The organism is Azospirillum humicireducens (assembly GCF_001639105.2).
In the GTDB taxonomy this organism is placed as follows: domain Bacteria; phylum Pseudomonadota; class Alphaproteobacteria; order Azospirillales; family Azospirillaceae; genus Azospirillum; species Azospirillum humicireducens.
In genome coordinates this window covers 176,071-192,786 of sequence record NZ_CP028906.1, presented here as the reverse complement: position 1 = coordinate 192,786, position 16,716 = coordinate 176,071, and the positions used below count along the sequence as shown (strand labels likewise).

At 67.0% G+C, this 16,716-nt stretch carries 16 protein-coding genes and 1 pseudogene; 15 read left to right on the top strand and 2 right to left on the bottom strand.

Features of this window, described 5'->3' with window-relative positions; genetic code table 11:
* Positions 1 to 308 precede the first annotated feature (308 nt).
* From A6A40_RS25325 to A6A40_RS25315, 3 genes are all read left to right on the top strand, one after another.
* The gene (locus A6A40_RS25325; RefSeq protein ID WP_108548641.1) at positions 309 to 1,583 is read left to right on the top strand and encodes a UbiH/UbiF/VisC/COQ6 family ubiquinone biosynthesis hydroxylase; all 1,275 of its coding nucleotides are present in this window, start codon (positions 309 to 311) and stop codon (positions 1,581 to 1,583) included.
* 116 nt (positions 1,584 to 1,699) lie between these two features.
* Entirely contained in the window at positions 1,700 to 2,389 is a 690-nt protein-coding gene (locus A6A40_RS25320; RefSeq protein ID WP_108548640.1) for a LolA family protein, read from the top strand.
* A 152-nt stretch (positions 2,390 to 2,541) separates the two neighbouring features.
* Positions 2,542 to 3,198 (top strand): DedA family protein, encoded by a 657-nt coding sequence (locus A6A40_RS25315; protein ID WP_108548639.1) that lies wholly within the window; start codon positions 2,542 to 2,544, stop codon positions 3,196 to 3,198.
* Positions 3,199 to 3,217: 19 nt separating this feature from the next.
* On the opposite strand, the gene A6A40_RS25310 is transcribed toward A6A40_RS25315, so the two are convergent.
* Positions 3,218 to 3,865 (bottom strand): LysE family translocator, encoded by a 648-nt coding sequence (locus tag A6A40_RS25310; protein WP_108548638.1) that lies wholly within the window; start codon positions 3,863 to 3,865, stop codon positions 3,218 to 3,220.
* Between the two features lie 249 nt (positions 3,866 to 4,114).
* On the opposite strand from A6A40_RS25310, the gene A6A40_RS25305 reads away from it, so the two are divergent.
* Positions 4,115 to 5,101 carry a BMP family lipoprotein gene (locus tag A6A40_RS25305; protein ID WP_108548637.1) on the top strand — a complete coding sequence of 329 codons (987 nt, stop codon included), beginning with the start codon at positions 4,115 to 4,117 and terminating at the stop codon, positions 5,099 to 5,101.
* Positions 5,102 to 5,127: 26 nt separating this feature from the next.
* Positions 5,128 to 6,675 (top strand): ABC transporter ATP-binding protein, encoded by a 1,548-nt coding sequence (locus A6A40_RS25300; protein ID WP_108548636.1) that lies wholly within the window; start codon positions 5,128 to 5,130, stop codon positions 6,673 to 6,675.
* 24 nt (positions 6,676 to 6,699) lie between these two features.
* On the opposite strand, the gene A6A40_RS25295 is transcribed toward A6A40_RS25300, so the two are convergent.
* Positions 6,700 to 6,948: a DUF2312 domain-containing protein gene (locus A6A40_RS25295; protein ID WP_012973951.1), complete on the bottom strand. Its 249-nt coding sequence runs from the start codon at positions 6,946 to 6,948 to the stop codon at positions 6,700 to 6,702.
* 385 nt (positions 6,949 to 7,333) lie between these two features.
* Here A6A40_RS25295 and A6A40_RS25290 point away from each other — a divergent pair, with 385 nt between their 5' ends.
* The 10 genes and pseudogenes from A6A40_RS25290 to A6A40_RS25245 form a co-directional block, all read left to right on the top strand.
* Positions 7,334 to 8,497, top strand: coding sequence for a Re/Si-specific NAD(P)(+) transhydrogenase subunit alpha (locus A6A40_RS25290; protein ID WP_108548635.1), 1,164 nt, complete (start codon positions 7,334 to 7,336; stop codon positions 8,495 to 8,497).
* 26 nt (positions 8,498 to 8,523) lie between these two features.
* Positions 8,524 to 8,943 (top strand): NAD(P) transhydrogenase subunit alpha part 2, encoded by a 420-nt coding sequence (locus A6A40_RS25285; RefSeq protein ID WP_108548634.1) that lies wholly within the window; start codon positions 8,524 to 8,526, stop codon positions 8,941 to 8,943.
* Positions 8,944 to 8,947: 4 nt separating this feature from the next.
* Complete coding sequence (locus A6A40_RS25280) at positions 8,948 to 10,342, top strand: NAD(P)(+) transhydrogenase (Re/Si-specific) subunit beta (RefSeq protein WP_108548633.1); 1,395 nt, start codon at positions 8,948 to 8,950, stop codon at positions 10,340 to 10,342.
* A 98-nt stretch (positions 10,343 to 10,440) separates the two neighbouring features.
* Positions 10,441 to 10,728 carry a DUF1330 domain-containing protein gene (locus tag A6A40_RS25275; protein ID WP_108548632.1) on the top strand — a complete coding sequence of 96 codons (288 nt, stop codon included), beginning with the start codon at positions 10,441 to 10,443 and terminating at the stop codon, positions 10,726 to 10,728.
* A gap of 144 nt (positions 10,729 to 10,872) precedes the next feature.
* Entirely contained in the window at positions 10,873 to 11,001 is a 129-nt protein-coding gene (locus tag A6A40_RS32160) for a hypothetical protein (protein WP_257792308.1), read from the top strand.
* Between the two features lie 182 nt (positions 11,002 to 11,183).
* On the top strand, positions 11,184 to 12,224 hold the full coding sequence (locus tag A6A40_RS25265; RefSeq protein ID WP_108548630.1) for an ABC transporter substrate-binding protein: 1,041 nt from the start codon (positions 11,184 to 11,186) through the stop codon (positions 12,222 to 12,224).
* Between the two features lie 30 nt (positions 12,225 to 12,254).
* Positions 12,255 to 13,007 (top strand): ABC transporter permease, encoded by a 753-nt coding sequence (locus tag A6A40_RS25260; RefSeq protein WP_108548629.1) that lies wholly within the window; start codon positions 12,255 to 12,257, stop codon positions 13,005 to 13,007.
* Positions 12,995 to 13,762, top strand: a complete 768-nt coding sequence (locus tag A6A40_RS25255) for an ABC transporter ATP-binding protein (RefSeq protein WP_108548628.1) — start codon at positions 12,995 to 12,997, stop codon at positions 13,760 to 13,762. The genes A6A40_RS25260 and A6A40_RS25255 overlap by 13 nt, the downstream gene beginning before the upstream one ends.
* 461 nt (positions 13,763 to 14,223) lie before the next feature.
* Positions 14,224 to 15,219: an AraC-like transcriptional regulator QhpR gene (gene qhpR, locus A6A40_RS25250; protein WP_108548627.1), complete on the top strand. Its 996-nt coding sequence runs from the start codon at positions 14,224 to 14,226 to the stop codon at positions 15,217 to 15,219.
* Positions 15,220 to 15,535: 316 nt separating this feature from the next.
* A pseudogene (locus tag A6A40_RS25245) lies at positions 15,536 to 16,704 on the top strand (cache domain-containing protein); the annotation flags it as partial.
* Positions 16,705 to 16,716: the final 12 nt, after the last annotated feature.

Sequence of the window (16,716 nt, the reverse complement as noted above, 5' to 3'; positions counted from 1 at the left end):
CCTCCCGCCGATGGCCCAAGCCTGTTCGCGTCGACCGCAAAAAGCAACGATTACAAGAATCGTGCCGGTTGAAATGCGCTGCAACAGCGGGAATATGCCTGTTGATTGGGCGCTCAAAAGGGCGGCATCTGCCCAAAAAATGCTCAGCGGCAATCTGTCCGGTGCATGCCGACCGCCGGCCGGGGACAGGAGACTGGACAGGACGCCGCCGTGCGACAATTGTTTCACCGCGCGCGGCACCGGCAAGGTTCACGTCCGGCCGGTCGACCGCAGCGCAGGCGCAAGAAGGCGAGAGGGCAGCGAGCATCATGGCCGTACCGGGCACCGAATCGGGCAACGCGACCGTTCCGCCGCAGGGTGGCGACATCACCACCGAGGTCGTGGTGCTGGGCGGCGGTCTGGCCGGACTGACCATGGCGGCGGCGCTGGCCAGCGCCGGCGTGCCGGTGGTCTGCATCGACCGGGACAGCCCGGAACGGATGGGCGGCCAGGATTTCGACATCCGCACCACCGCCATCTCCTACGCCTCCAAGATGGTGCTGGACGCGGCGGGCGTGTGGCGCCACATGGCCGACCAGGCCGGCCCGATGCTGGACATCCGCATCGCCGACCAGTTCTCGCCCCTGTTCATCCATTACGACCACACCGAGCTGGCGATGGAGGGCAAGCACCAGCCCTTCGGCTGGATCCTGGACAACAAGGACATCCGCCGCGCCCTGTTCACCCGCGCGGCCGAACTGCCGGGGCTGGTCCATCTGGCGCCGGCCCAGGCGACCGCGGTGGAGCGCACCCGGTCCGGCGTGTCGGTGCGGCTTGCCGACGGGCGCACGGTGCGCGGCCGGCTGCTGGTCGGCGCCGACGGGCGGCGGTCGCTGGCGCGCGACAGCGCCGGGATCAAGGTGCGGCGCTGGTCCTACGACCAGAGCGCCATCATCTGCACCATCCGCCACACCGAGCCGAACAAGGGCGTCGCGGTCGAGCATTTCCTGCCCAACGGCCCCTTCGCCGTGCTGCCGATGACCGACAACCGCTGTTCCATCGTGTGGAGCGAGAAGACCTCGCTGGTCGACACCTATCTCAACCTGCCCGACGACCAGTTCATCGACGAGCTGCAGCGGCGTTCCGGCGGCTATCTCGGCGAGATCACGCTGCTGACCAAGCGCGAGGCCTGGCCGCTGTCGGTGCTGCTGGCCGACCGCTTCGTCGCTGACCGGCTGGCCCTGGTGGGGGAGGCGGCGCATGCCATCCATCCGATCGCCGGGCAGGGGCTGAACCTGGGCATGCGCGACGTCGCGGCATTGGCCGAGGTGGTGGTCGACGCCCACCGTCTCGGCCTCGACGTCGGCGGGCCGGAGGTGCTGGCCCGCTTCCAGCGCTGGCGCCGCTTCGACACCGTTCTGCTGGCGGCGGTGTGCGACGGGCTGGTCCACCTGTTCTCCAACAGCATTCCGCCCTTGAAGCTGGCGCGCACCCTGGGCATGGCGGCGATCAACCGCCTGCCGCCGGTCAAGCGCTTCTTCATGAAGCACGCCATGGGTGTGGTCGGCGACCTGCCGCGGATGATCCGGGGCCAGCCGCTTTGAGGAAGCCCCTTTGAAGCAGCCATTTTGCCGGCACCGCTAATCCTTGGCAGCGGCAGGCGGACGCCTTATGTCCGCCTCACTGCCCGATTAGGGATTCGGGATCCGAACGACCAAGGATGAAGACCGTGCTTCGCCGCCTCTCCCATTCTCTGTTTCCTGGCGCCCTGCTGTGCGCCGCCTTCCTGGCTCCGCTGCCGGTCGTGCTCGCTCCGTCCGCCGCCGTCGCCGCGCCGGCCACGCCCGTGTCGCTGTCGGCGCAGGACCAGGCCGTCGTCGCCAAGGTCGAGGAGTATCTGAACGGCATCGTCACCCTGCAGTCGAAGTTCCTGCAGGTGGCGCCCAACGGGCGGCAGGCGACCGGCACCTTCTATCTGTGGCGGCCCGGCCGGATGCGGCTGGAGTATGACCGGCCGCTGAAGGATTTCATCGTCGCCGACGGCAGCTTCGTCTTCTATTGGGACGGCGAGATGCGCCAGCAGTCGAGCGCTCCCATCGGATCGACGCTGGCCGACTTCATCCTGCGCAAGGATATCCGGCTGTCGGGCGACGTGACCGTCAACGAGGTGTTCCAGGCCCCCGGCGTGATCGAGGTCAGCCTGCTGGAGACCAAGGACCCCGGCAAGGGCACCCTGACCCTGGTGTTCGAGGACCGCCCCTTCCAGCTGCGCAAGTGGCGGGTGCTGGATGCCCAGGGCATGACCACCGAGGTCGCCCTGCTGAACCCGCGGACCGACGTCACCTTCGACCGCGAGATGTTCTATTTCAAGGAGCCGGCGCGCGGATCGGACTTCGGCCGCGGCGACTGAGCGGCCCGTCCGCCGAATGCCGTCCGCCGAATGCCGCCCTCTCTGCCCGGACGGCCCGATCCTCCTCTGTCGACGGAGGCGGGAACCGTCTGCCGCAGCCGGCCGTTCTCCCGTTGCGGGCCATGACGGCCGGTGGGGGAGGGCGGAACGGAATGGATGGCGGATTGACGGACTGGCTGGTGCAGACCATGCACCACCTCCACTATGTCGGGATCTTCCTGCTGGTGGCGCTCGCGCGGATCTTTCCGCCGCTGCCGGCCGAGTCGGTGATCCCGCTGGCCGGGATCGGGGCGGCGACCGGCGAGTTCACGCTGGTCGGGGTCGCCATCGCCGGCGGGCTCGGCTCGCTGGCCGGGCAACTGGTCTGGTTCCTGCCCAGCCGGATGATGGGCCGCGACCGGTTGGAGGCCTTTCTGAAGAAATACGGACCCTGGTTGACCATCGACCCGAAGAAGGTGCGGCGGAGCACCGACTGGTTCGCCAGGCGCGGCGGCATCGCCGTGCTGTTCTCGCAGCCGGTGCCGGGTGTGCGCACCCTGATTTCGATCCCGGCCGGGGCGTGCAGGATGCCGATCCTGAACTATTCGCTGGCCTCGGGTATCGGCTCGATCCTGTGGACGGCGCTGCTGGCCTGGACCGGCTACATGCTGTCGACCTGGCCCTTCGCCCACCGGCTGCTCGGCTATGTCACCGTCGGGCTGCTGGTGGGGCTGGTCGGGCTCTATCTGTGGCGGCTGGCCGGGCACCTGCATCTGCTGCGCAAGGGGGGCGGCGAGACGCCAACCGTCACGCCGACGGCCGGCTGCTGAAGGCCCGCTGATGACGGCCTCAGGCCATCCCGGCGAGGCCGGTGGCGGCCATGCCGAGCGCCCACAGGCCGAAAGCGCCGAGCGCCACGCCGGTGCAGTGGTTCAGCATGGTCAGGCCGCGGTCGGAGATGCGGTGGCGCACGGCGGCGACGCCCATCGACAGGGTCATCCACCACAGCGACGACCCGATGAAGACGCCCAGCACCAGGGTCGATGCCTCCAGCCGGCCCAGCGTGCCGCCCAGCCCGAAACCGGCGAAGATGGCGATGAAGGCCATGATGGTCGCCGGGTTGGTCAAGGTCAGCGACAGGCCGGTCATGAAGCCGGTGAACCAGGATTTGGTGTCGGGGGCGGACGCCGCCTCCCGCTCCTCGGCGTCGGGCTGCTGGCGGAAGGTGCGGACCGCCACCACCAGCAGGAAGATGCCGCCGATCAGCTGGAAGGCCGTCTCGTGCCCGCGCAGGAAGCTGAGCGCCGCCGACACGCCGAAGGCGGCGATGGCGCCATAGATGGTGTCGGCCACCGCGGCGCCGAATCCGGTGAAGAAGCCCATCAGGGGGCCGTGCTGCAGGGTGCGGCGGATGCACAGCAGACCGATCGGCCCGACGGGTGCGGCGATGGCGAATCCGAGAACGATTCCCTGCAAGAGCACCCAGACTTCGTCCACCGAGCGTCGCCCCCCGAACCCAATCGCCAATTTCCGCGGCCGAAGCCTGTGGCCGTTGCCGGCTTGCCGCTGCAAACCGGGACCGGTTCGATGCAACGACTATCGGCGGGGGTGATAAACGCCCCCGTTCCCGTCGTCAACCGGGGGCGCCGCGATTCGCTGCACCATCTCGCCCGCTTTCCCTGTTGTGCGGAATGATGGCGCGGTTATCCTTTGGGTCAAGTTTCGGCTATCCGGAGTGGGTGGGACATGAAGACGCGTATCCTTGCCGCCATGCTGGCGATGACGGCGGCCGTTGCGGTCGGGCCCCAGGCGCGGGCGCAGGACTTCTCGCCGGCCGTGGTGTTCGACCAGGGCGGCAAGTTCGACAAGTCCTTCAACGAAGCCGCCTACAACGGCGCCGAACGCTTCAAGAAGGAGACCGGCACCGCCTATCGCGAGTTCGAGGTCACCAACGAGGGGCAGCGCGAGCAGGCCCTGCGCACGCTGGTGCGCCGCGGCGCCTCGGTGATCGTCGCCGTCGGCTTCTCGCAGACCGCGGCGGTGGACAAGGTGGCGAAGGAATCGCCCAACACCAAATTCTGCCTGATCGACGACAAGCTGGAGGCTCCCAACGTCCAATCCGTCACCTTCAAGGAGGAGGAGGGCTCCTTCCTGGTCGGCATGGCGGCTGCGCTGGCGTCGAAGACCGGCAAGGTCGGCTTCATCGGCGGCATGGACATCCCGCTGATCCGCAACTTCCTGACCGGCTATGAGCAGGGCGTGAAGCATGTGACGCCGGGCGCCGAGGTGTTCGTCAACATGACCGGCACCACCCCGGCCGCCTGGAACGATCCCGGCCGCGGGGCGGAGCTGGCCAAGAGCCAGTTCGGCCGCGGCGCCGACGTGGTCTTCGCCGCGGCGGGCGCCACCGGCCTGGGCGTGATGCAGGCGGCGTCCGATGCCGGCAAGCTCGCCATCGGCGTCGACAGCAACCAGAACCACGTCCATCCCGGCAAGGTGCTGACCTCCATGGTCAAGCGGGTCGATGTCGTCGTCTATGACTGCATGAAGGCGGCGAAGGAGGGCAGCTGGAAGGCCGGCCACCGTGTCGTCGGGCTGAAGGAGGACGGTGTCGGCTATGCGCTGGACGAGCACAACCGCAAGCTGATCACGCCGGAGATGGAGGCCAAGCTGGAGGAGGCCGAGAAGCAGATCATCGCCGGATCGCTGGCGGTCAAGCCGTACAAGCCTTGATGCACTCTTTGGGGCCGGGTCAGTCGATGATGCAGGAAAGCCCGCCGCCCGCCCGTTCCGGCATCGCTCTGGAAACGGTGGCGATCAACAAGTGGTTCGGCACCAACCATGCCAACCGCGACGTGTCGCTGTCGGTGCCGGCCGGAACCATCCATGGGGTGATCGGCGAGAACGGCGCCGGCAAATCGACGATCATGAGCATCGTCTACGGCTATCTGCGCGCCGACGGCGGGGAGATCCGGGTGAACGGCAATCCTGCCGCCATCCGGACGCCGCGCGACGCGCTGGCCGCCGGCATCGGCATGGTCCACCAGCACTTCATGCTGGTCGATCCCTTCAGCGTGCTGGAGAATGTGCTGCTGGGGGCGGAAGGCGGGGTGACCCTGTCGGGCGGCCTCGCCCGCGCCCGGACCGAGCTGACGCGGCTGGCCCGCGACTATGGGCTGGAGGTCGATCTCGACAGCCCGGTCGGCGACCTGCCGGTCGGTGCCCAGCAGCGGGTGGAGATCCTGAAGGCGCTCTACCGCGGCGCCGACATCCTGATCCTCGACGAGCCGACCGGCGTGCTGACCCCGCAGGAGGCCGACCATCTGTTCCGCATCCTGCGGGCGCTGCGCCAGCAGGGCAAGACGGTCATCATCATCACCCACAAGCTCCGCGAGATCATGGAGCTGACCGACAACGTCACGGTGATGCGGCGTGGGCAGGTGGTAGCCAACGTCGCCACCCGCGACACCAGCCGGGAACAGCTGGCCGAGCTGATGGTCGGCCGCAAGGTCCTGCTGCGTGTCGACAAGACGCCGGCCAGGCCGGGGGCCGAGGTGCTGCGGGTCGAGGGGCTGCGGGTGCGCGATCCGTCGGGCGTGGAGCGGGTGAAGGGCGTCGGCCTGTCGGTGCGGGCCGGCGAGATCGTCGGCATCGCCGGGGTGTCCGGCAACGGCCAGTCCGAGCTGCTGGAGGCGCTGGCCGGCATGCGGCCGATCGCCGGCGGCTCCGTCCGGCTGCGGGGGGAGGAGCTGGCCGGGCAATCCGGCCGCTTCAACGCCCGTGCCCTGCGCGGGCTGGGCGTCGGCCATGTGCCGGAGGACCGGCAGAAGGTCGGCCTCGTCACCGGCTTCTCGGCGGAGGAATGCTCGATCCTGGGATTCCAGGACGATCCGGCCTGGAACGGGCGGGTGCTGCTCGACCGCGACGCCGTCGCAGCCAATTGCGCCCGCCAGATGGAGGATTACGACACCAGGCCGCGCGACGGCACGCTGGCGGCGGCCAATTTCTCCGGCGGCAACCAGCAGAAGATCGTGCTGGCGCGCGAGATCGAACGCAATCCCGACCTTCTCCTGGTCGGGCAACCGACCCGCGGCGTCGATATCGGCGCCATCGAGTTCATCCACCGCCGGCTCGTGGCCCTGCGCGACCAGGGCAAGGCCATCCTGCTGGTCTCGGTGGAACTGGACGAGATCCGCGCCCTGTCCGACCGCATCGTCGTGATGTTCGACGGCCACATCGTCGGCGAGGTTCTGCCGGACGAGGCGGACGAGAAGACGCTGGGGCTGATGATGGCCGGCTGCAACTGACCGGCCGTCACCTCTCCCGGCTCTTTACTCCACCATCCCCAGCGCTTCCTTGTACAGCTCCAGGATGGCTTCCTGCTCCTGGCGGTCGGCCTTGTCCATCTTCCGCAGGCGGATGATCTGACGGATGATCTTGGTGTCGAAACCGGTGCCCTTCGCCTCGGCGTAGACTTCCTTGATGTCTTCCTGCAGGCCGCGCTTTTCCTCTTCGAGACGCTCGATGCGCTCGACGAAGGACTTCAGGCGATCAGCCGCGATGCCGCCGACGTCGGACATGGCAAAACCTCAAACGATGGGGGTGTTCTTGAACGGGGCGGGACGATATCGGCGGGCGGGGGGAATGGCAAGCGGACGATGCGCGCCGGCCGGACGGGGCGGGGCTGCGCCTGCGTCATCGCGTCGCGGCTGTTCCTTCGTACATCCTGGGTCACCGCGCGGATTTGAACAGCCCGTGGCTGATTTGTCCTAATATCTGAAACAATCGTACGATGGACTCACGCAGCCATTCCCTTTGTTGCGATGCACTGTATAGGCTGGTATTACCATCAAGGGGTTCGGCTTCACAAAACCACAGGGATGCGGCATGTATGCCCGTCGTCTGGGCCGATGACCCATGGGGGATGCCGGGATCGGCGTATCTGAGGCAGGGGAGTCTTATCTAATGAAAGTCGCCATTCCAAAGGAGCGACGTGCGGGCGAACTTCGCGTGGCCGCCTCACCGGAAACGGTGAAGAAACTGAAGGGTTTGGGACTGGACGTGGTGGTGGAGAGCGGGGCCGGCCTCGGTTCCAGCATCACCGATTCGGCCTTTGAGGCGGCGGGGGCCGCCATCGCCGCCGATGCGGCCTCGGCGCTGGCCGATGCCGACATCGTGCTGAAGGTGCAGCGTCCGCTGATCGCCCAAGAAATTGAAAAGGGCGAAGGCGGTGAGGACGAGCTGGCGCTTATCCGCAAGGGCGCGCTGCTGTTCGCCATCCTCAACCCCTACAACAGCCGCGACCATGTGAAGGCCTATGCCGATGCCGGCGTGAACGCCTTCGCCATGGAGTTCATGCCGCGCATCACCCGCGCCCAGGTCATGGACGTGCTGTCCTCGCAGGCCAACCTCGCCGGCTACAAGGCCGTCGTCGATGCCGCCAGCGAGTATGGCCGCGCCTTCCCGATGATGATGACCGCCGCCGGCACCGTTCCGCCGGCGAGAGCCTTCATCATGGGCGTCGGCGTCGCCGGTCTCCAGGCCATCGCCACCGCCAAGCGGCTCGGTGCCATCGTCTCGGCGACCGACGTGCGCCCGGCGGTGAAGGAGCAGGTGCAGTCGCTGGGCGGCAGCTTCGTCGCCGTCGAGAACGAGGAGTTCAAACAGGCCGAGACCGCCGGCGGCTATGCCAAGGAGATGTCCGACGACTACAAGCGCCAGCAGGCGGCATTGGTCGCCGAGCACATCAAGAAGCAGGACATCGTCATCACCACCGCGCTGATCCCCGGCCGCAAGGCGCCGATCCTGGTGACGGCGGAGCATGTGGCGTCGATGAAGCCGGGCTCGGTCATCATCGATCTGGCGGTTGAGCAGGGCGGCAACGTCGAGGGCGCCAAGCTGGGCGAGGTGGTGACCACGGCCAACGGCGTGAAGATCGTCGGCCATGCCAACTACGCCAGCCGCATCGCCGAGAGCGCGTCGCTCTTGTACGCCAAGAACCTGCTGGCGCTGCTGACCTCGCTGCATGGCAAGGACACCGGTGTGGCCGTCAACTGGGACGACGAGATCGTCAAGGCCATCGCGCTGACCCGCGACGGCGCCGTCGTCCATCCCGCCTTCGCCGGCTGACCGGGCGCCTGAGGAGACTTACCGCAATGGACCAGACCCAACTGTCCGCCCGTATTGCCGAGCTCAAGGCGAACCTCGCGGCGCTGAGCCAGCAGGCCGACCAGCTGGCCTCCCAGGTCGCCCACGCGGCCCAGCCCGCCGCGGAGGCCGCCGGCGGCCACGGCGACTTCTTCGTCACCGGCCTGACGGTGCTCGTGCTGGCCTGCTTCGTCGGCTATTACGTCGTCTGGCGCGTCACCCCGGCCCTGCACTCGCCGCTGATGGCCGTCACCAACGCCGTGTCGTCGGTCATCATCGTCGGCGCGCTCGTCGCCGCCGGCCCTGCCGGGTTCGGCTTCTCCAAGGTCATGGGCTTCCTCGCCGTCATCCTGGCAAGCGTCAACATCTTCGGCGGCTTCCTCGTGACCCAGCGCATGCTCTCCATGTTCAAGAAGAAGGGCAAGTAAGACCATGGAAACCTTGTCGGCCCTTCTCTATCTCGTCGCGTCGGTCTGCTTCGTCATGGCGCTGCGCGGGCTGTCGAGCCCGGAGACCTCGCGCCAGGGCAACATCTACGGCATGGTCGGCATGACCATCGCCATCCTGACCACGCTGGCCTCGCCCATCGTCCAGTCCTATTGGATGATCGTGCTCGGCATCGCCATCGGCGGCGCCATCGGCTATGTCGTCGCCAAGAAGATCGAGATGACGGCGCTGCCGCAGCTGGTCGCCGCCTTCCACTCGCTGGTCGGTCTGGCCGCCGTCTTCGTGGCGCTCGCCGCCTTCTATTCGCCGGAGGCCTACGGCATCGGCATCCGCGGCGCCATCGCCAAGGGCTCGCTGGTCGAAATGGCGCTCGGCACCGCCATCGGCGCCATCACCTTCACCGGCTCGCTGGTCGCCTTCGCCAAGCTGCAGGGGCTGGTCACCGGCAAGCCGCTGGTCTTCCCGATGCAGCATCCGCTGAACGCGGCGCTCGGCGTGCTGACCGTCATCCTCATCATCTGGCTGGTGCAGTCGAACTCGTCGGCGGCGATGTGGCTGATCGTGCTGGTGGCGCTGGCTCTCGGCTTCCTGCTGATCCTGCCGATCGGCGGCGCCGACATGCCGGTCGTCATCTCGATGCTGAACAGCTATTCCGGTTGGGCGGCCTGCGGCATCGGCTTCACCCTGCAGAACAACCTGCTGATCATCACCGGCGCGCTGGTGGGATCCTCGGGCGCGATCCTGTCCTACATCATGTGCAAGGGCATGAACCGCTCGATCTTCAACGTCATCCTCGGCGGCTTCGGCGGCGAGGCTGCCGCTGCCGGCGGTGCCGCCAAGGGTCCGCAGGGCTCGGTCAAGGCCGGCTCGGCCGAGGACGCCGCCTACATCATGAAGAACGCCCAGTCGGTCATCATCGTCCCCGGCTACGGCATGGCCGTCGCCCAGGCCCAGCATGCCCTGCGCGAGATGGCCGACGTGCTGAAGCATGAAGGCGTGGATGTGAAGTACGCCATCCATCCGGTGGCGGGCCGCATGCCCGGTCACATGAACGTGCTGCTGGCCGAGGCCAATGTGCCCTACGACGAGGTGTTCGAGCTGGAGGACATCAACCGCGACTTCGGCACCGCGGACGTGGCCTTCGTCATCGGCGCCAACGACGTCACCAACCCGGCGGCCAAGACCGACCCGGCCAGCCCGATCTACGGCATGCCGATCCTGGATGTGGAGAAGGCCAAGACGGTGTTCTTCATCAAGCGCGGTATGGCCGCCGGTTATGCCGGCGTCGAGAACGAGCTGTTCTTCCGCCCCAACACCATGATGCTGTTCGGCGACGCCAAGAAGGTCACCGAAGAGGTGGTGAAGGCGATGGAAGCCTGATCGGCGTCCATCTGCAATTGACCGAAAAGGGCGCGGGGGCGAAGCTTCCCGCGCCCTTCTTCTTTGGGCCGAAAAAGACGAGAGAGGATGCGGAAACCATGGCCGCCTACATCATCGCCGACGTGCGCGTGACCGACCCGGTCGCCTATGAGGTCTACAAGTCGCTGACCCCCGATGCGATCGCCAGGAATGGCGGGCGCTTCCTCAGCCGCGGCGGCGAGACGGCGGTGCTGGAAGGCGACTGGCAGCCCAACCGCATCGTCATCCTGGAATTCCCGGATTTGGGCAGCGCCAAGGCCTTTTACGACAGCCCTGAATACATGAAGGCGCGCGAGGCCCGGCGCGATGCCGCCGACTTCAAGATGATCGTGGTGGAGGGGCTGTAACGCGCCGGGAGGTGCCGTTACCAACCGTTACACAAAGCCGTCCGCGGGACACATGGCGGCAACACGGCTCCGCTATCGCTTACCGTCACCGAGAGCCGGTGGGGTCCGCCCCGCCGGCTTCCCCACAGTGACGGAAGTCCGGATATGGACGACGACGACTTTGCCGAACCGCTCGATTCGCACATCGCGCTGTGGACCCGCATCGCGATGGCGATCCTGATGGTGGGCGCCTCGCTCTGCGGCGTCTCGCTCTACCTGTTGACGGAGATCTGAGTCCGGACCGCCCGCTCCGCGCCGGACCTCCAATTCCCGCCGTTTTCGGCTATTCCGGCCCCATAAATAACGCTTCATTTGTGTGTTATTGTGAATTCCCGTGCATGATCGTGTGAAAATCTCTCTTTCCCAAACGCGCAACCGTGCTAAATAGCGTCGGAACCCCAGTCGAGGATGATCCGATGCTCCGCCTGACCCGCCGCTCCACCCTTGCCGCCCTGGTCGCCCTCGCGTCGGCCGCCGCATCGGCCGTCGCCGTCATGCCCGGCGCCGCGCGCGCTGCCGACCCGGTGAAGCTGGAGATCGGCTATATCCCGATCCTGGCCGCCTCGCCGCTGTTCATCGTCGACGGGCAGGGCTGGGCCAAGGAGGCGGGGATCGAGCTGAAGCTGACCCGTTTCGAATCCGGCCCGCACGCCATCCAGGCGATGGCCGCCGGCCAGATCGACCTGCTCTATGCCGGCGTCGCCCCGGTGCTGGTCGCCCGCACCAAGGGCGCCGACATCTCGGTCATCGCCAACTCGGCGGTGGAGGAGATGGTGGTGGCCGCCCGCGGTCCCTTCGCCAAGGCGGTGGGCGCCAACCCGACCGCCGAGACCTTCCGGAAGTTCGCCGCCGACACCGGCCGCAAGCCGAAGATCGGCACCCAGCCGCCGGGCTCGGTTCCCGACACCGTGCTGAAGCACTGGCTGTTCAAGGTGGTGAAGGTCGATCCGGCCGATGTCGAGCTGGTGCCGATGGGCATCGAGAAGACGCAGCAGGCCCTGCTGGCCGGCGCGCTCGACGCCGCCACCATCCGCGAGCCGACGGTGACCGTCACCCAGCAGATGGACCGGAACGTCGTTCTCGTCGCCACCGGCGCCCAGATGTTCCCCGACCAGCCCGGCACCGTGGTGTCCGCCCGCGCGGAGGTGCTGAAGAAGAACCCCGACGCCATCAAGGCGCTGGTCAAGGCCCATATCCGCGCCGTCGACATGATCGCCAAGGATCCGGCCGCGTCGGCCAAGCTGGTGAACAATTATCTCGGCAAGGGCCTGATGGAGCCGGCGACGCTCGAGGCGGCCTTCAAGGGGCCGGGGTCCAAGTTCGTCGCCGATCCGCATTCGGTCGTGCCGGCGGTGGAGAAGATGATGGCCTTCACCAAGGAGATCGGGTCGGCCAGCGAGACCATCCCGGTGGCCGAGGCCTTCGATTTCAGCTTCTACGATGCCGCCGTCAAGTAAGCCGGTGCGCGCAGGGATATCGGATAGCCGATGAAGACCACCAACAAGATCGCCCTGTCGGCGCTGGGCGTCGTCGTCTTCCTGCTGGCGTGGGAAGCCTTGGCACGCAGCGGCATCGTGCCGGCACGGCTGCTGCCGTCGCCGAGCGCGGTGCCCGCCGCCTTCCTGACCGAGTTCAAGAGCGGCATCTGGCAGGCGATGGTGATGGCCAGCCTGTCGCACTATCTGGTCGGGCTGGCGTTGGGCACCTTCCTCGGCGTGTCCTTCGGCACGGCGGCGGCCCTGTGGGGCAAGTGGGACGCCTTCCAGGCCTGGGTCGTGCGCATGCTGCGCCCGATTCCGGCCATCGCCTGGATCCCCTTCGCCATCATCTGGTTCGGCGTCAGCGAGGCGGCGGCGTCCTTCCTGATCGCGCTGACGGTGTTCTGGATCAACTATTACGCCAGCTACGCCGCGGTGCGCGGGGTGGACAAGGACCTGATCGAACTGGGCTATGCCTTCGGCCAGGGCGGTCTGATCCCGCGCCTGTTCAAGATCATCCTGCCCGGCGCGCTTCCGGGCATCCTCTCGGGCCTGCGCGCCGGGCTGGGGCAGGGCTGGATGACGGTGGTCGCGGCCGAGCTGTTCGGCATCTCCGGCCTCGGCATGCGGATGATGGAGGCGTCGGGCCTGCTGGCGACCCACATCGTCGTGCTCTACATGGTCACCATCGCGCTGCTCTATGGCGTGTCGGATTTCCTGTTCATGCAAGTTCAGTCGCGGGTGCTCTCATGGCAGCGGTGACCCTCTCCAAAACCGCGGCGTCATCGGTCATCGACCTCGAGGACGTGTCCATCGGCTACGGCAGCGACGCGCCGCCGGTGCTGGTCGACGTCAACCTGTCGATCGAGCGTGGCAGCTTCGTCGCCATCGTCGGCCCGTCGGGCGTCGGCAAGTCCACGCTCCTGCGCGTCGTCGCCGGGCTGCACACCGCCCGCAGCGGCGGCGTCACCATCCACCAGGACAAACGTCCCGGCCACCGCCCGGTCGGGCTGGTCTTCCAGGATTCCCGCCTGCTGCCCTGGCGCCGGGTGATCCGCAATGTGGAGTTCGGGCTGGAGGGGTTGCCGGTCGGCCGCGACGAGCGGCGTCAACGGGCGGAGGCCGCGCTGAAGCTGGTCCGGCTCGACGGCTATGCCCGCCGCTGGCCCTACGAGCTGTCGGGCGGTCAGCGCCAGCGCGTCGGCATCGCCCGCGCCATGGCGGTGGATCCGGACATCCTGCTGATGGACGAACCCTTCGGCGCGCTGGACGCCATCACCCGCCACAACCTGCAGGACGAGTTGCGCCGCATCCACCAGGAGACCGGCAAGACCGTGCTGTTCGTCACCCATGACCTGGAAGAGGCGGTGCATCTGGCCGACCGCATCATCGTGCTGGGCGGCACCCCGGCACGGGTGGTGCGCGACGTGCGCAACAGCGCCGGCCGCGACGGCTCGGTGTTCCGCGATCAGGTGGAACAGCTGCGCTCGGAGATCGCGGACAACTACAGCATCTGATCGGAAAGGGCGGGACCAACGCCCCCCCCCCGTGGCCGGGCCGGGCTCCGGACACTGTGAAGTCTCTGGAACAAAAGGAACTTTGCGTCATCCCCGCGAAGGCGGGGATCCAGGCTTGCCCATTGGTTCTGCTTGGAAAACCCTGGATCCCCGCTTTCGCGGGGATGACGGTCGATAAGGGATGGGCTCGGCTTCGACAACAATTCGACCAGTAAGTTAGCGCCTATGCGCCTTCGCGGGAATGACGGCCGGGAAAGGCACGCCTTTTCCGGACCGCTCCCCGGCCTCACGATTATAAGCCCATCGTACAATTTCCTATACGAACGGTCTCTGGCAGCCTGAAGTCGGCATAATGTTTGCTGCGTTGCGGCAAACCGGCTGCGAGGGGCTGTGTCATGGGGCCGCACCGACCGTCTATTGGGCATAATGCCGGCCAGCTTGGCGGGGGCCGCACAGGATCTGTGCAGCACAACATTCTGGCCGCCGCGGCTTGCGGGGTGTCCGGCTTCATCGCCGCACAGGGCGGCTGCCCCGACCGGGTGTTCCACCGGGCGGGCGTGGAGGAGCGGGCGCTCGGCCAGCCGACGCTGGCGCTCGACCTCCGCGCCTATGTGGCGATGATGGAGGTGGCGGCGGCGGAGACCGGAAACGACAATTTCGGCCTGATGTTCGGGCGGCAGTTCCAGCCGGAGATGCTGGGGCTGATCGGCTCCATTGCGCTGGCCGCGCCGACGCTGGGTGCCGCGCTGGACCATCTGGCCCGGCTGTTCCCCTTCCACCAGCAGGCGACAGAGACCCGATTCGTCCGCGAGGGCGAGTTGCTGCGGCTGGAATACCGCATCCTCGACGGCTGCATCGTCGAGCGGCGGCAGGATGCCGAGCTGACCATGGGCATGTTCGCCAATGTGGTGCGCGCCTGTCTCGGCCCGCAGTGGATGCCGGAGGAGGTGCATTTCGAGCACCCGAAGCCGGAGGGCTGGCGCCAGCACGAGGCGCTGTTCGATGCGCCCGCCCATTTCGGCCAGCGCACCAACGCCATCCTGCTGCGCGACCGCCATCTCGACCGTCGCATGCCTGGCGGCGACATGGCGCGGCTGACCGGGCTGTGCGGCACGTTGATCGACATCGCCCGAGGCACCGGCACGCCGCCGCTGCTCGACCGTGTCAAGGCGGAGGTGCGGGCGCGGCTGCCGGAAGGCCCGCCCTATGTCGAGGACATCGCCGACCGGCTGGGCATCGCCCGCTGGACCCTGCAGCGCCGGCTGGCCGACGAGGGGCTCAGTTTCTCCGATCTGGTGGAGGGGGTGCGGCGCGATCTGGCCGCCATCTACATCCGCCAGCGCCATGTCCCCATCGCCGACATCGGCGCGCTGCTCGGCTATTCGGAGGTCAGTGCCTTCAGCCGGGCCTTCCGCCGCTGGTTCGGCCTGTCGCCGGCGCGGATGCGCGGAGCCTGAACGACGGGCAAATCGGCGGTCGGCTGCAGGAGGGGGCTTTCCTCATCACGGGCAGCGCGCTCTTGCGTGCTTTTCCAAGCCACCCGGCCGGCATGGCGGGCGACCATGCCGCCGCCGACTCGCCCCGGTTCCGAGAAGCGCGTGCTGCGAACTGATTCGGATATATTCCCGCTGGAAGCTGCGCATCTGCCATTGATGTATCGTATGGCGATTTTCCTTGAACATACGTTCAGCTATGCCAGAAGGACAGCATCATGCATCGGATGCAGCATAGCGCCGCGCTTCGCGAAGCGGCACATAGGGAGTTTCGTTTTTCATGTTGAACAATATCAGTATCACCAAAAAAATATTCGCGCTTGTGGGCTTGGCGCTATTTTGTTCATTTGCCATTGTGGCATATAATCTTAGTCATCTGAAAAGTTCCATGATTGAGGATCGCAAGCAGGCGATCCGGAATATTGTTGAGAATGCTGTCAGCATCGCCGAATATTACAATCGTGAGGCGGCCAGCGGTGCGCTTCCGCTCGATGAGGCCAAGGCACGCGCAAAGAACGTCATCCGCGCCCTACGCTACGGCAAGGGCGACTATTTCTTCGTCTACAATACCAATGGCGTCACCGAGGTCCATGGCACCCGCAAGGAGCTGGAAGGCCAGATGCGGCTGGAGGAAAAGGACGTCGACGGTTTCGCCTTTCTGCGGCACCAGATCGCCAATGCCCAGGCCGGCGGCGGATTCACCACCTACCGCTTCACCAAGCCGAACGGCGGCAGCGCGGTCTACGCAAAGATCTCCTACGATGCCCCCTTCATGCCATGGAATTGGGTGATCGCATCCGGCGTCTATGTCGATGACATCGACAACAGCTTTGCCGACAAACTTTATCAGGCATTTGCGGTGATTGCCGGCGTGATCGCGGTGATGCTGATCGCGTCCATCTATCTCGGCAGGGCGATCACCCGGCCCATCGCTGCGCTGGCGACCGCCATGCGCCAGTTGGCCGGCGGCGACCATGGCGTTTCCATTGCCGGAGCCGGGCGGCGGGACGAGATCGGCGCGATGGCCCAGGCCGTCCAGATCTTCAAGGACAATGGCATCGCCATGGCCGCCCTGCGCCGCGAAAGCGAACAGGCGGCCGAACAGGCTGCCGCCGACCGGCGCAAGGGCATGCTGGATCTGGCCAACGGCTTCGAAACCCAGATCAAAACGATCGTCGACAGCGTCGCCGAGCAGGCAGCCCAGCTCCGCTCCACCTCGGGCGTGCTGACCGACATCGCCCGGAATGCGGCCGAGCAGTCCGACCACACCTCGCGCGCCGCCTCCGAAGCCGGCAGCGGCGTGCAGATCGTCGCCGCGGCGGCCGAGCAGCTTGCCTCGTCGATCCAGGCGATCAGTGCCGAAGTCAGCCGGTCGACCAGCATGAGCCAGAAGGCGGTGGACGAAACCCAGCGGACGGCCGAGATCGTCGCCGGCCTTACCGCCGCCGCNGCAAGGGCTTC